Origin of the sequence: Thioalkalivibrio sp., from assembly GCF_041690275.1 — a bacterium.
Lineage (GTDB): Bacteria > Pseudomonadota > Gammaproteobacteria > Ectothiorhodospirales > Ectothiorhodospiraceae > Thioalkalivibrio.
In genome coordinates this window covers 1-13393 of sequence record NZ_JAWLHP010000068.1, presented here as the reverse complement: position 1 = coordinate 13393, position 13393 = coordinate 1, and the positions used below count along the sequence as shown (strand labels likewise).

The following is a 13393-nucleotide window of genomic DNA, read 5'->3' as shown; positions in this document are numbered from 1 at the left end:
CCCACTAGGCCATGGCCTCGTCCACCAGTTCTATCCAGTGGCGGACCGGCGTGCGCCCGGCGCTGGCGAGGTGATTCTGGCAGCCGATGTTCGCGGTGGCGATCACCTCCGGCCCGCCGGACTCGAGGGACCGCAGCTTGTCGTCGCGCAGCTTGCGTGCCAGCTCGGGCTGGGTGATCGAATACGTGCCCGCCGAGCCGCAGCACAGGTGCGCGTCCGGGACCGGGGTCAGTCGAAAATCCAGCCGTTCGAGCACCTCTTCCACCGCACCACCGAGGCGCTGCCCGTGCTGCAGCGTGCAGGGGCTGTGGAAGGCGATCTCCCGGTTGCCACGGATACTCAGCCGTTCCAGCGGCTCTTCGCGGAGGACCTCGACCAGATCCCGTGCCCGGCGGCTGACCTCGGCGGCGCGATCCGCGTAGTCCGGGTCATCCGCCAGCAGATGGCCGTATTCCTTCACGAAGGCGCCGCAGCCGCTCGCGGTCTGCACGATGGCCTCGGCCCCCTGTTCGATGGCCGGCCACCACGCGTCGATATTGGCCCGCGCACGGTCGAGCCCATCGCGCTGGGCGTTGAGGTGGTAGTCGAGCGCACCGCAGCAGCCCGCCCGGGGTGCCGGGACCAGGCTGATGCCCAGGCGGTCCAGCACCCTTGCGGTCGCGGCATTGGTGTTCGGCGACAGGCCCGGCTGCACGCAGCCCTCGAGGATCAGCATTCTTCTGCCATGCCGCGCCGCGGCGGGCCGCTGCCCGGCGGCGGCCGGACGCGGCGGGATCTTCTCGCGCAGGGTGCCCGGCAGCATGGGCCGCGCGGCGCGTCCCAGGGCAAAGAGCATCGAGGCCACCCGCGGCTGCACCATGCTCCGGCGCAGCAGCTCCCGGAATGTCCGTTCGCCCGGCCCGCGCGGAACGCGCGCCTCGATCTCGGCGCGACCGATGTCCACCAGCTTGCCGTATTCCACGCCGGACGGGCAGGTGGTCTCGCAGTTGCGGCAGGTGAGACAGCGGTCCAGGTGCAGACGCGTTTGCTCGGTCGCAATCTCCGGGTCGCCGGGGTTCTCCAGCAGCGACTTCATCAGATAGATCCGCCCGCGCGGGCCGTCACGCTCGTCACCCAGCAGGCGGTAGGTGGGGCAGGTCGCGTTGCAGAAGCCGCAGTGCACGCAGCTGCGCAGGATGCGGTCGGCCTCGCGGATATGGGCCTGGGCAAGTTGTTCCGGGCTGAATCGGGTCTGCATCTCAGAGGTCCGGGTAGAGGCGGCCGGGGTTGAAGATACCGTTCGGATCGAGCCGTGCCTTCAGTTGCCGGTGGTACTTCGCCAGTACCGGCGTGAGTGGCGTGAACGGATCGGTGATGCCCGGGGTGTAACAGGTGGCGTGCCCCCCTGACCGCGCCGCCGCCTCGCGGATGCTGGCCGCGGGGGCGTCGCTGCGCAGCCAGCGCTGCGCGCCCGCCCAGTCGTACAGCCAGTCGCCCTCCAGTTCCAGCGGGGGCGTCACCTGCGGAATCGACAGCCGCCACAGCGGTCGCGTGTCGGCGTCCGAGAAGAACGGAAGCCGCTGCTCGCGCAGGTCCTGCCAGAAGGCCGGGTCCAGCGCCTCACCGCCAAGGCGCGCACGGTTGGCATCCACGGAACGCGCGCCCCCCTCGAGGCGGAGGTACAGGAAACCGTGGTGCCAGGCCGCGCCGGTTAGCGGAACCGGTTGGCGGCCCCACCTTGCAAGCTTCGTCAGCGCGCTGGCCAGCGGCATCTGCAGCTGCAGGCTGTGCGCAGCGCCCGGCCGCGGCAGCACCTTCAGCGACACCTCGGTGATCACGCCGAGGGTGCCCTGCGCACCGGTGACGAGCCGGGAGAGGTCATAGCCGGCGACGTTCTTCATCACCTCGCCACCGAAGCGCAGGTGCCGGCCTTCCCGGGTGATGAGACGCGTGCCCAGCACGAAGTCGCGCACCGCGCCGCTCCAGGGACGACGCGGACCCGAGAGTCCGGTGGCGACCATGCCGCCGACGGTGGCGGCGGCTCCGAAGTGCGGCGGTTCGAAGGGCAGCTGCTGGCCCGCCTCGGCCAGGGTCTGCTCGAGTCCGTAGACAGGCGTCCCGGCGCGAACCGACACCACGAGCTCCACCGGATCGTAGTGGGTGATGCCCTGGTGCCCGGTCACGTCGAGCGGGCTTCCGTCGACCTCGCGCCCGTAGAAGGCCTTGGTCCCGCCGCCCATGATGCGCAGGGGGCTGCCGGCGCGGTCCGCGGCGGCGACCTGCGCGCAGAATTCCTCTGCCAGGTCGCGCTCCGCAGCCGGGTTGCTGAGGCCGTCACTCATCGACCATCCCGGTGGCAAGGTGAACAGGGAGCCACCGAAGGCAAGGACATGCCCCGAAGGGAGTCCGAATACGCATCATCTGCCGCGAGTTCCGAGGCTCGTCCCGCCATGGTGCCGGGTGATCGCCGACCAGCGCAGTCGGGCGTGTGGATGCCCGAGCCGCGGATTCCGTCGCCGGCCGGCGGTGTGGAATGCGGCGGCTGAAACCGTTTTTCCGGACGCGGTGAAGCCCTCCGGGACCAGGGCGGCATCGGGGCCGGGGCCCCGCACTCCAGGGGGAGCTTTCGCGGTGACGTGCAGGCGCGGCTGCGGGACATGGATCAGAATCTCGGCAGTTCCGGGTGGGGCAGCTGGTTGTTGTGCACGTGCATCGCACCGTATTCGGCGCACCGGGCCAGCGTCGGGATGTTCTTCCCCGGGTTGAGCAGGGTGCGCGGGTCGAATGCCGCCTTCAGCGCGTGGAACAGGGTGATCTCGTCGGCATCGAACTGCGTGCACATCTGGTTGATCTTTTCCCGGCCCACGCCGTGCTCGCCGGTGATGGTGCCGCCGACCTCCACGCAGAGTTCGAGAATGCGTCCGCCGACGCGCTCCGCGAGCTCCAGTTCGCCGGCCTCGTTGGCATCGAACAGGATCAGCGGATGCAGGTTGCCGTCCCCGGCATGGAAGACGTTCGCGACGCGAAGGCCGGATTCGCCGGAGAGCCCGGCAATGCCCTTGAGCACCCGGGGCAGCTCCCGGCGCGGGATGGTCCCGTCCATGCAGTAGTAGTCGGGTGACAGGCGGCCGACCGCGGGGAAGGCGTTCTTGCGCCCGGCCCAGAAGCGGGCCCGCTCGGCATCGTCGCGGGCCAGCGTGATGCCGGTGGCGCCGGCCGCGGCGAGGACCTCCCGCACGCGCTGGCAGTCGTCCGCCACGTCAGCCTCGACTCCGTCCAGCTCGCATAGCAGGATCGCCTCGGCGTCGACCGGGTAGCCGGCGTGCATGAAGTCCTCGGCGGCGCGGATCGCGAGATTGTCCATCATCTCCAGCCCGCCCGGCACGATCCCTGCGGCAATGATGTCGCCGACGGCCTTGCCGGCATTCTCGAGGTCGTCGAAGCTGGCCATGATGACCTTGGCACTCTGCGGGCGCGGCAGCAGCTTCACCGTGACCTCCGTGATCACGCCGAGCATGCCCTCCGATCCATTGAACAGGGCCAGCAGGTCGAATCCCGGGGCGTCGAGGGCCTCCGAGCCGAGGGTCATCCGCTCGCCCTCGATGGTGATCACCTCGAGCGCCTGCACGTTGTGCACGGTGAGCCCGTATTTCAGGCAGTGCACCCCTCCCGCGTTCTCGGCGACATTGCCACCAATGGAGCAGGCGATCTGCGAAGAGGGATCCGGAGCGAAATACAGTCCGTGCGGAGCGGCGGCCTCGGAAATCGCGAGGTTGCGCACGCCCGGCTGCACGCGGGCGATGCGTGCATCCGGGTCAATCTCGAGGATCCGGTTGAAACGCGACATCACCAGGAGCACGCCCTGCTCCAGCGGTAGCGCGCCCCCCGACAGGCCCGTACCGGCACCGCGAGTGACCACTGGCAGCCCGAGTTCGTGGCAGGTGCGGAGCAGGGCCTCGACCTGTTCGATCGTGTCGGGCAACGCGACCAGCATCGGCATCACGCGGTAGGCCGACAACCCATCGCACTCGAACGGCCTTCGGTCCTCGTCGCGGTGCAGCAGGGTCAAGCCCGGCAGCGCCGCGCGCAGGCGCTCCAGGGCGCGCTCCGGATCAACCGCGGGCAGCGGTCCGTCGAGCCTCTCGTCGTAAAGGATGTTCATCGGAATTCCTGAATCGCTGTGGCGAGCGTCGCCATCTGTGTAACGCCTTTGCAACTGCGCCTGTACTCTAGCGCCAAGGGTACCGTCGCGTCCCGTTACCCGCATTCCCGGCGGGGAACCGCGGCAACAGCGTCCGGTGCCGGCCACGGCGCTTCCGGAATCCGCGGCTGGCCAGGCATGGCGCACGATGCCGGCGTCGGGCGCCCTCGCCCTTGCGTGATCGCGCGGTTTGTGGGTTCATGGGGGCCGGCTGAATCCTCGGGAGTTTCTGCAATGCACAGGCGGCGTTGGGCAAGACGGATCCTGACCCTTCTGTTGTGCCCGCTGTTGCCGGTGGCGGGTGCGGCGGAGCTTCGGGTGCAGGGTCTGTTCGAGGGCCGCGCGCTGTTCGCGATGGATGGCGAGCGGTTCATGCTGCGCGACGGCCAGACGGGGCCACAGGGGGTGCATCTGCTGCGGGCGACCAGCGAGGCGGCCCTGGTCGAGTACGAGGGGCAGCGTCGGGAATTGACGCTGGAGCGCGGCCGCTTCGGGGGCGTCTACCAGCGCACCGACGCCGAACTCCGGATCCCGCCGGATGCCCGGGGCGGCTATATTGTCCGCGGCCTGATCAGCGGGCAGACCGTCACCTTCGTCGTCGATACCGGGGCCACCCTGGTCACGCTGAGCGACGCCGAGGCCCGGCGCCTGAATCTGCGGCCGGCCGGCGGTGTGGAGGTGGCGGTGGAGACGGCGTCGGGAATCGTCACGGGTCGGCGTATCCTGCTCGATCGGGTGCAGGTGGGCGGGCTGGCACTTGACCGCGTCGAGGCAGTGGTGCTGCCCGGGGAAAGCCCGGCAACCGCACTGCTGGGCATGAGCTTTCTGGGGCGGGTCGACATGCAGAAAGAGGGTTCTCTCCTGGTGCTGCGGGCGCGCTGAACCGCCCGGTCCGAATCTTGTAGTCAGAGGCCGAGCGCCATCAGCCACAGCGGCAGTGTGAAGGCTGCGGTCAACGTCGCGGTCCCGACGGTTGCGGCCACCAGCGGGCCGTCTCCGCCCATGCGGGTCGCGAGGATGTAGGCGGAGGAGGCCGGCGGCAGTGCCGCCAGCATCACCGCCGCCACCAGGTATTCGCCCTGCAACCCGGTCAACGCCGCCAGGCCGAGCGCGATCGCGGGCACGGCCGCGAGCTTCGCCGCGACGAAGTAGGCCACCAGTTTCTTCTGGCGCGGTTCGCGTAGCAAGGTCAGGGCGGCGCCGGTGGCGAGCAGCCCGAGCGGCAGGGCCGGCTCGCCGAGGAAGAGCAGTGTGGCCAGGGCCGGATCGGGCAGGGGCAGGCCGAGGGCCGACCAGCCCAGTCCGCTGAAGGTGGCCAGTATGAATGGGTTGCGCACCAGCTCATGCAGAATGGGCTGCCGGCCGTGGCTCGCCAGGGCCCAGACCGACGCAACGTTCGCCAGCGGGATCACGAAACCGGCCAGCAGCGCGAAGGCCGCGATCCCGTCCGCGCCGAAGACCCCGCCCAGCAGGGCCATGCCGATATAGGTATTGAAGCGGAACGAGCACTGGAAGATCGAGGCAAAGGACCGGGGGGAGGGCGAGAGCACGGGGCGTGCGGCCAGACCCAGCAGCATGCCGGCCAGCATGAAGGCGAAGCCGACGAGGATCATCGTGCCGCCCGCCCCGAGGTCGATCGGCCGGCTGGCGAGCGTGCCGAACAGCAGTGCCGGGAACAGCAGGTAGTAGACCAGCGCCTCGACGCCCCTCCAGACACCGATCGCGAAGATTCCGATGCGCTTCAGCAGGTGGCCGAGCGCGATCAGCGAGACGATGGGCAGCAGGATGACGAGGCCTTCAGGCATGGCCGCCGGGTAGCAGGATCCGGTACTCCAGGATCGGACCGCGCCTCCGCGGGCGTGGCGGCAGGCACGGATCGCCGGGCCGGGGTTTGCGGATCAGGCGGGTGGCGACCCCTGACACTGAGGGGCGCGCCACGGAGAGATACTGAAAGGAGTTTGAATGCCCTTCGTTTTCCATGATATCGGTGTTCTTCCGTGGACTGTCTTTCATCCTAACCTAGTGGGGTGGCGGGGATGGCCCTGCAAGAACCTTCTGCATGGCCCGATCGCTGGAGATCTCCGATGACGGAGAGGGTATCCGAGCAACGCGTTTTCTTCGCCCTCTGGCCCAACGCGGGGTTGCGGGCGTCACTCTCTGCGCTTGCGCGCAGGATGCCGGCGAATGGGCGCCCGGTGCCGGCGGAACATTTGCATCTGACCCTGGCATTCCCCGGCACCGTGACTGCAGGAAAGGTGGCGGAAATGGTGGAGCGGACCGATGCGTTGCGGTTGCCGCAGATCCGCCTGGTGCTGGAGGAGCTCGGCTGGTTCCGGCGCCCGCGGGTAGCCTGGGTCGGGCCCGCGCAGGCAGAGCCCGAGCTGGAGGCGCTCGCCGTCCGACTCAATGAGTTGTGCCGGGCCACCGGCGTGGCAATGGAGGACCGCCCGTTCCGACCGCACGTGACGCTGCGCCGATTCGTCACCCGCTTCGAATCGGTGTCCATCGAGCCGCTGGATTGGCGCCCTCGGGAGATGGTGCTGATCGAATCGGGGCAGGGCGGACATCCGGGACCCTACCGGGTGCTGCACAGCTGGGTCCTTAGCGGTTGACGCGCACCCGGGCAGGCCCCGTATGCGCCTTGGATCCTCCTTCCCCCGGTCGTGCCGTCCTTCGTCCTCAGCCCAGCAGGCGCCAGCCGATCCAGGTGATCGAGAACAGGGTCAGGAAGACCATGCCGGCCCAGGAGAGCGCGCGCATTCCTGCTCCGGGCCGGGCATGTTCGGGAACGTGCGCGTCGGTGATCACCCGGAAGGTGATCCACGCCAGCACCGGTGCGGAGAGAAAGGATACCGTGGTGGCGAAGTCGATCAGCTGGGTGAACCGTGCTCCGGAAAGGTGCAGGATCAGCAAGGCACCGGCGACCACGACCAGCAGGAGGACACGGTAGCTCCAGGGGTGGTGAGGACGCCTGGCGCGGGCATCCTCGGCGCCGAAGCGCGCCACGGCCAGCAATGCGGAGAGAACTCGCGGGTAGGCATCGGTGACGGCCAGCGTGGTGCTGAACATCACGCTCAGTGCGGCCACCGCGATCAGGGGGCGGCTCCACTCACCGAGCGATCCGGCATACAGCTCCACCAGCTGCGCCGAGAAGCCGACCGCCGAGTCCGCGAAGCCCGTACCGCTGGCGTACATCAGCAGTGCGCCGAGCAGCAGGAAGGCTGCAGCCAGCAGCGTGGCACCGATGTATCCGATCCGGAAATCGGTCAACGCGTGCGAGAGGGGGGGTATCCGGCCCGTCTCCCGTGCCCGCTCCTGGGTCCACAGGGAGTGCCAGACCGCGACATCCAGGGGAATGGGCATCCAGCCGAGCAGTGCCAGCAGGAAGGCGAAGCCCGCGGCGCTCCACAGCCGCGGTCCCTGATCGAAGCCCGCCAGGCCGGACCAGTCAGGCTGGTCACCCAACGCCAGCGTCAACGCCGCCACCGTGGAGACTGCCAGGACGGCCATCACCATCTTCATCACGAGATCGAGTCCGCGGTAGTTGCCGATCGCGAGCAGAAGCACGCAGGCGCCGAGGATCCCGGCCGACAGGGTGGCGGGCGAGGCCTCCAGACCGAAGACCAGCCCGGCGAGTCCCGCGGTCACGACCGTCACCACCGCCTGGATGATGAACAGGGTCCCAAAGGTAATCACCGCGAAGAGCCCCAGGGCCCAACGGCCGATACGCCGGTACCCGATCAGGAGGTTCTCGCCGGTGGCTGCCGCGTATCGTGGGCCAAACTCGAGAAACGGGTATTTCAGCAGGCAGGCAAGCAGTACCAGCGGCAGCAGCAGCAGCCCGTACTCGGCACCGGCCCGGGTGGACTGCACCAGGTGCGACACCCCCACCGCGGCCCCGGCCATCAGCAGGCCGGGGCCCATCGCCGCACGCAGCGTGGGCATGGAGGCAGACGACATCACGGCGGGCCCTTCGCGGGTCTGGGTGGCTGGGCACGATAAGCGATGCGCGGCGATTTTTCACTCCGGCCCGGAGTCTGACCCCTTCGTGCCCGGCCCGCGCTCGAGGCTGCACCCTGGCCCTTCGGCCGCCCCGGATTGCGGGCACAAAAAAGGCCCGGTCCGAGCACGGACCGGGCCTGTCCCAGCGTCAGCTGGTGACCGAGACAGACTTACTCGGCGTTGCCTTCTTCACCCTGCGGCTGCTGCTGCTGCTGCTGCGGCTGGCCGTAAGGCATCATCGGGGCGCCGGCGGGGGCACCACCGTAGGGGGCGCCGTACCCGTAGCCCGGGCCGTAGCCGCCGTAGGGCTGGCCGTAGCCGTAGCCATCGCCGGCGCCGCGGCCGTAGCCATGGCTGCGGCCGCTGCCGCGGGCGCTCATGTCAAAGTCGCTGAACATGTCGCCCATGCCGAACATGTCGCCGAGACCGCGGCCATAGCCCGGGCCGCCGTAGCCGTAACCAGGGCCACCGTAACCGTAACCAGGACCGCCATAGCCAGGAGCGCCGTAACCGGGACCACCGTAGCCGGGGCCGCCCCACTGGGCGCTGGCATGCATCGGGATTGCAAAGGCGCCGATCACGGCGGCAGTGGCGAGAAGCTTGAGGGAATTACGCATAATTGAAAGTCCTTCTTGTGGTTTGGGTAACAGGCCCTCTGGTTCCGCGAGTCCGCGGGCAGCGTCAAGGGTGGAACACTGCTGTTGATACCTGCGCTCTAGACTCGACCCCGCTCCGTGTCGGGAGCGTCTCCGATCGGTCCATTAGAACTATCTAATATGTGCAGGTTACGGAAACCGATAGGTGATTGCAAGCGTCGTTTCGAAAAAATCGAATGAAATCGGGTTCTTAAACGCAGGGCTTGCAATGAATGGATGCCTTTTGATTGCCTTTTCAGAGCTTTAAAGACGATTTATCCAGCGATTTGTCTGAGACCGAGAGTGCACCATCGTTTCCATGAAGGCCGAATCGATCCCGCACGCTCTCGCGCATCATACAGCCCATGTCGCGAGATCGCGAATCATCCCGGTGCAGCCTTCATTCGTCTCTGGCGCGCCATGCGGAGGCATGACCCGGAAACGGTCACGAGGGGTTGTCTCGCGCTCAGCCGAGCGCGCCGCCGCAGCTCGAGCCCTGACCGGCGGTGCAGCCATAGCAGTGATCGGCCACGGCAATGGGCGCACCTGTCAGTGCAAGCGGATCCAGATCCCGGATGTGCCGGCGCGGGGGACCTCCTGCGCCAAGCGGGATGTGCAGCATCTGGTTGAAGTCGCAGTCATAGAGGAAGCCCTGCCAGTCCACGGAGACCAGGGAACGGCACATCACCTGTTCGAGGTTGGCCTCCTGATGTGCGAGACGCAGCGTCTGCATGTAGCGGTTGTACTCGCCCTTGCGGGCAAGCGTCTTCGCAAAGCGGTTGATCGGCATGTTGGCGATGCTGAAGAGCCGGTTGAAAACGATCCCGTAGTGCGTCGCGAGGTGTTCGTGATACGCCCTCTCCAGGGAATCCTGCGGCGGAGGCAGCTCCGGGCCCTGCGGGTTGTACACGAGATCCAGTTCCAGGCCCGAACCCGGCCGGCCGTAGCCCAGGGCGTTCAGCCGGCGCAGTCCCGACAGGCTGTTCTCGAACACGCCGTCGCCCCGCTGGGCATCCACGTTCTCCTCCAGGTAACAGGGCAGGGAGGCAACGACCGTGACCCGGTTGGCCGCGAGGAATTCCGCGAGGTCTTCCTGTCCGGGCTGCGACAGGATCGTGAGGTTGCAGCGATCGAGCACCTCAACGCCCATCGCGCGGGCCGAGGTCACCAGATGACGGAAATGCGGGTTCAGCTCCGGTGCGCCGCCGGTCAGGTCCAGGGTCTCGATGCCCGCGCGGCCGATCAGGGCGAGGATGTCCTCGATGGTCTCGCGCTGCATGACCTCCTTGCGGTTGGGGCCTGCGTTCACGTGACAGTGGAAACATGTCTGGTTGCAGACATAACCGAGGTTGGCCTGCACGGTGGTCAGTCGACCGCGCCGGATCTCCGGGAAGTCGGCCAGCAATCGCATGGTCTCGGTCTCTGCCATGATCCGTCCGCTCCGGGCTGGGGAGTCGGGGCAATCCTGCCGTTACTCCGGCAGGAACCGTATATTGCCGTACCAGGCGCGGGTTTCCTGACCGGTGTTGTCGCAGTCGGTCATCACCGCGACGGCGTTGATGCGCCCCGGCTCGTGGCCATGATAGCGGCGGAAGTCCTCGAGCACGTTGCGCCGCTCCGTGCGCCAGCCTGCCCCGGCGTCGCTGCCCGTGGCCACGGCAATCATGTGCGCCTGGGACGCAAAGGCGTTCGGCCAGTCACGTCCGCGCTCGGTGGTGCTGCTCCACACATAGTTAAGGGCACGGGTGCGCCAGCGCAGCAGGCGGGACTCGTCGACCAGATACAGGCGGGCCGGGTAGTCGTCGCCGTCGCGGGTGGTTTCGTCGATCCCGGTCAGCGTCTCCTCCACGCGCCATTCCCACTCCACCACCGGGGTCTCGGTCAGATCGATGTCGCGGCGGTAGAAGAGACCGGACGCAGTACCCTCGGTGCAGGTGGCCTGCACGGCCGTTCTTCCGTGCGTCCTCACCAGGCGGTAGTCGGTCACGCCCTCGAACGAGTGAGGCTCCCAGCCGATGATGTCTTCGGGCCCGAAGACAGGGGCTGCCGGGACAGCCGCGGACAGTGCCAATGCGGCCAGCGCGGTCAGGGTCGCACTCGCAGTGGGCAGCAGGCGTGCGGATGCCGGATTGTCGGTTCGAGCCATGTGTGCTTTGTCCATCGGACGCGATCCCGGGTTCGTGTTTCCGCTGTTTCGAGTCACCCCGGATGATGCCGAACCGCGGGGCGCCGTGTAATCCGTGAAAACCCGGATAGGACCCATCCCGCATTGCCATTATGCTCACGGTGAAAGGGAATCCGGGGGCAACATCAACCCGGCGCATTCCCGATGCCGCCGGCGGCGGGTTTCCACAGTCATTGACCAGGGAAGAGGAACGCATGAACCGGACACGATGGATCCTTGTGGCGGCGGTCGTCGTCCTGATCACGGCCTTCTTCGTCTTCGATCTCGGACGCCTTCTCGACTTCGACACACTGAAGGCCGCGCAGGGTGACATCGAGGCCTTCCGCGATGCACGGCCATTCCTGGCCAGCGCGCTCTTCTTCATCGTGTACGTGCTGGTGACCGCGCTGTCGCTGCCCGGCGCGACGATCCTGACCCTGGCCGGCGGCGGGGTCTTTGGGCTCGCCTGGGGCCTGCTCATGATCTCCTTTGCGTCGAGTATCGGCGCAACGCTGGCCTTCCTGATCGTGCGCTTCATCGCCCGCGAGCCGGTGCAGCGGCGCTACGGCGACAAGCTGCGCGCGATCAATCGGGGCGTCGAGCGGGAGGGCGCCTTCTATCTGTTCGCGCTGCGCCTCGTGCCGGTGTTCCCGTTCTTCCTGATCAACATCGTGATGGCACTGACCCCGATCCGGACCTGGACCTTCTACTGGGTGTCGCAGGTCGGCATGCTGGCAGGCACTGCGGTGTACGTGAACGCCGGTACCCAGCTGGGGCAGCTGGAGGGCCCGGAGGGCATCCTGTCGCCAACCCTGATCCTCTCCTTCGCATTGCTGGGGATCTTCCCGCTGTTGGCGCGCCGTGTGCTGCAGTGGCTGCGGCGCCGGCGCATGTACCGGGGTTGGGAACGCCCGCGCCGCTTCGACCGCAACCTGGTCGTGATTGGCGCCGGCGCTGCCGGGCTCGTCTCTTCCTACATCGCGGCCACGGTGAACGCGAAGGTCACCCTCGTCGAGCGGCACCGGATGGGAGGCGACTGCCTGCACACCGGCTGCGTGCCGTCGAAGGCGTTGATCCGGACTGCCCGTCTGCTGGAGGACATCCGGCATGCATCCGATTACGGGGTGGCATCCGCGCAGGCCGACTTCGACTTCGGGAAGGCGATGGAACGCGTGCAGCGGGTGATTGCACGGATCGCTCCCCACGACTCGCGTGAGCGCTACGAGGGTCTGGGCGTGGAGGTGCTGGAGGGCGACGCCCGGCTGGTATCGCCCTGGTCCGTCGAGGTCACCGGCGCCGATGGCACCAGGCGGACCCTGACGGCGCGCTCCATCGTGCTGGCCACCGGCGCCGGACCTTTCGTGCCGCCGATCCCCGGCCTCCGGGAGACGGGCTTTTTGACCTCCGAGACCGTCTGGGACCTGCGCGAATGTCCGCGCCGTCTGGTGGTGCTCGGTGGCGGGCCGATCGGCTGCGAACTGAGCCAGACCTTCCAGCGCCTCGGTGCCCAGGTGACCCAGGTCGAGCGCGGCCAGCGGCTGTTGCCGCGCGAGGACCCGGAGTTCTCGCAGATGCTGATGCAGCGCTTTGCCGAGGAGGGGGTGGAGCTGCGGCTCGGTTGTGAGGCCCGCCGGGTAGAGGTCGGCGAGGACGGGAAGCGGGTGCTGGTCGAAGGACCGGACGGTGAGCAGTCGATCCCGTTCGACGAGATCCTGGTCTGCGTCGGGCGCGCGGCCCGGTTGCAGGGGATGGGCCTGGACACGCTGGGGATCCGCACCGATCGCACGATCGAGGTGAACGAGTACTTGCAGGCCACCTATCCGAACATCTACGCCTGCGGCGATGCCGCCGGGCCGTACCAGTTCACGCATGTCGCGGCGCACACCGCCTGGTTTGCGTCGGTGAACGCGCTGTTCGGCATGTTCCGGCGCTTCCGGGTGGATTACTCCGTGATCCCTTGGTCCACCTTCACGGATCCCGAGATTGCCCGGGTCGGTCTGAGTGAGGAGGAGGCGAAGGCGAAGGGGATCCGCTACGAGGTCACGACCTACGGCATCGATGACCTCGACCGCGCAATCGCCGACGGCGAGGCTCGGGGGCAGGTCAAGGTGCTGACGCCGCCCGGCAAGGACCGCATTCTCGGCGTGACCATCGCGGGGAATCACGCCGGCGACCTGATTGCCGAGTTCGTGCTGGCGATGAAGGCGGGGCTGGGGCTGAACCGGATCCTCGGCACGATCCACATCTACCCGACGATGGCCGAGGCCAACAAGTACGCGGCCGGCGAGTGGAAGAAGGCGCACAAGCCCGAACGGGTACTGCGCTGGCTGCAGCGCTTCCACGCCTGGCGCCTGGGATAGAAGGCGCTGGTGCGACCCCTGTGGGAGCGGCCTCTGGCCGCGATGCGGGGGG

The 13393-nt window shown here is 68.0% G+C and carries 11 protein-coding genes; 3 read left to right on the top strand and 8 right to left on the bottom strand.

From position 1 onward, the window contains the following. Positions 1-4 precede the first annotated feature (4 nt). From glcF to glcD, 3 genes are all read right to left on the bottom strand, one after another. On the bottom strand, positions 5-1237 hold the full coding sequence (gene glcF, locus ACESMN_RS11820) for a glycolate oxidase subunit GlcF (RefSeq protein WP_373053805.1): 1233 nt from the start codon (positions 1235-1237) through the stop codon (positions 5-7). A 1-nt stretch (position 1238) separates the two neighbouring features. Further along, a complete protein-coding gene (gene glcE / locus ACESMN_RS11815) occupies positions 1239-2321 on the bottom strand; it encodes a glycolate oxidase subunit GlcE (protein ID WP_373053804.1) in 1083 nt (360 codons plus the stop codon). A gap of 320 nt (positions 2322-2641) precedes the next feature. Further along, positions 2642-4141: a glycolate oxidase subunit GlcD gene (gene glcD / locus ACESMN_RS11810; protein WP_373053803.1), complete on the bottom strand. Its 1500-nt coding sequence runs from the start codon at positions 4139-4141 to the stop codon at positions 2642-2644. A 273-nt stretch (positions 4142-4414) separates the two neighbouring features. Here glcD and ACESMN_RS11805 point away from each other — a divergent pair, with 273 nt between their 5' ends. Then, the gene (locus ACESMN_RS11805; protein ID WP_373053802.1) at positions 4415-5062 is read left to right on the top strand and encodes a TIGR02281 family clan AA aspartic protease; all 648 of its coding nucleotides are present in this window, start codon (positions 4415-4417) and stop codon (positions 5060-5062) included. 23 nt (positions 5063-5085) lie between these two features. On the opposite strand, the gene ACESMN_RS11800 is transcribed toward ACESMN_RS11805, so the two are convergent. Then, complete coding sequence (locus tag ACESMN_RS11800) at positions 5086-5985, bottom strand: AEC family transporter (protein ID WP_373053801.1); 900 nt, start codon at positions 5983-5985, stop codon at positions 5086-5088. A gap of 231 nt (positions 5986-6216) precedes the next feature. On the opposite strand from ACESMN_RS11800, the gene thpR reads away from it, so the two are divergent. After that, positions 6217-6792, top strand: a complete 576-nt coding sequence (gene thpR, locus ACESMN_RS11795; RefSeq protein WP_373053800.1) for an RNA 2',3'-cyclic phosphodiesterase — start codon at positions 6217-6219, stop codon at positions 6790-6792. 67 nt (positions 6793-6859) lie between these two features. On the opposite strand, the gene ACESMN_RS11790 is transcribed toward thpR, so the two are convergent. The 4 genes from ACESMN_RS11790 to ACESMN_RS11775 form a co-directional block, all read right to left on the bottom strand. Then, positions 6860-8140: an Nramp family divalent metal transporter gene (locus ACESMN_RS11790; protein ID WP_373053799.1), complete on the bottom strand. Its 1281-nt coding sequence runs from the start codon at positions 8138-8140 to the stop codon at positions 6860-6862. A 212-nt stretch (positions 8141-8352) separates the two neighbouring features. Then, positions 8353-8799 carry a sulfur globule family protein gene (locus ACESMN_RS11785; protein ID WP_373053798.1) on the bottom strand — a complete coding sequence of 149 codons (447 nt, stop codon included), beginning with the start codon at positions 8797-8799 and terminating at the stop codon, positions 8353-8355. Positions 8800-9283: 484 nt separating this feature from the next. Then, complete coding sequence (arsS, locus tag ACESMN_RS11780; RefSeq protein WP_373053797.1) at positions 9284-10246, bottom strand: arsenosugar biosynthesis radical SAM (seleno)protein ArsS; 963 nt, start codon at positions 10244-10246, stop codon at positions 9284-9286. A gap of 42 nt (positions 10247-10288) precedes the next feature. Next, positions 10289-10978 carry a DUF3047 domain-containing protein gene (locus ACESMN_RS11775; protein ID WP_373053796.1) on the bottom strand — a complete coding sequence of 230 codons (690 nt, stop codon included), beginning with the start codon at positions 10976-10978 and terminating at the stop codon, positions 10289-10291. Between the two features lie 218 nt (positions 10979-11196). On the opposite strand from ACESMN_RS11775, the gene ACESMN_RS11770 reads away from it, so the two are divergent. Continuing rightward, complete coding sequence (locus ACESMN_RS11770) at positions 11197-13341, top strand: FAD-dependent oxidoreductase (RefSeq protein ID WP_373053795.1); 2145 nt, start codon at positions 11197-11199, stop codon at positions 13339-13341. The last annotated feature ends 52 nt before the right edge of the window (positions 13342-13393 follow it).

Coding starts and splice junctions, on each gene's coding strand:
- glcF (WP_373053805.1), bottom strand. CDS start 1,237: ATGCAGACCCGATTCAGCCCGGAACAACTTGCCCAGGCCCATATCCGC.
- glcE (WP_373053804.1), bottom strand. CDS start 2,321: ATGAGTGACGGCCTCAGCAACCCGGCTGCGGAGCGCGACCTGGCAGAG.
- glcD (WP_373053803.1), bottom strand. CDS start 4,141: ATGAACATCCTTTACGACGAGAGGCTCGACGGACCGCTGCCCGCGGTT.
- ACESMN_RS11805 (WP_373053802.1), top strand. CDS start 4,415: ATGCACAGGCGGCGTTGGGCAAGACGGATCCTGACCCTTCTGTTGTGC.
- ACESMN_RS11800 (WP_373053801.1), bottom strand. CDS start 5,985: ATGCCTGAAGGCCTCGTCATCCTGCTGCCCATCGTCTCGCTGATCGCG.
- thpR (WP_373053800.1), top strand. CDS start 6,217: ATGGCCCTGCAAGAACCTTCTGCATGGCCCGATCGCTGGAGATCTCCG.
- ACESMN_RS11790 (WP_373053799.1), bottom strand. CDS start 8,140: ATGTCGTCTGCCTCCATGCCCACGCTGCGTGCGGCGATGGGCCCCGGC.
- ACESMN_RS11785 (WP_373053798.1), bottom strand. CDS start 8,799: ATGCGTAATTCCCTCAAGCTTCTCGCCACTGCCGCCGTGATCGGCGCC.
- arsS (WP_373053797.1), bottom strand. CDS start 10,246: ATGGCAGAGACCGAGACCATGCGATTGCTGGCCGACTTCCCGGAGATC.
- ACESMN_RS11775 (WP_373053796.1), bottom strand. CDS start 10,978: ATGGACAAAGCACACATGGCTCGAACCGACAATCCGGCATCCGCACGC.
- ACESMN_RS11770 (WP_373053795.1), top strand. CDS start 11,197: ATGAACCGGACACGATGGATCCTTGTGGCGGCGGTCGTCGTCCTGATC.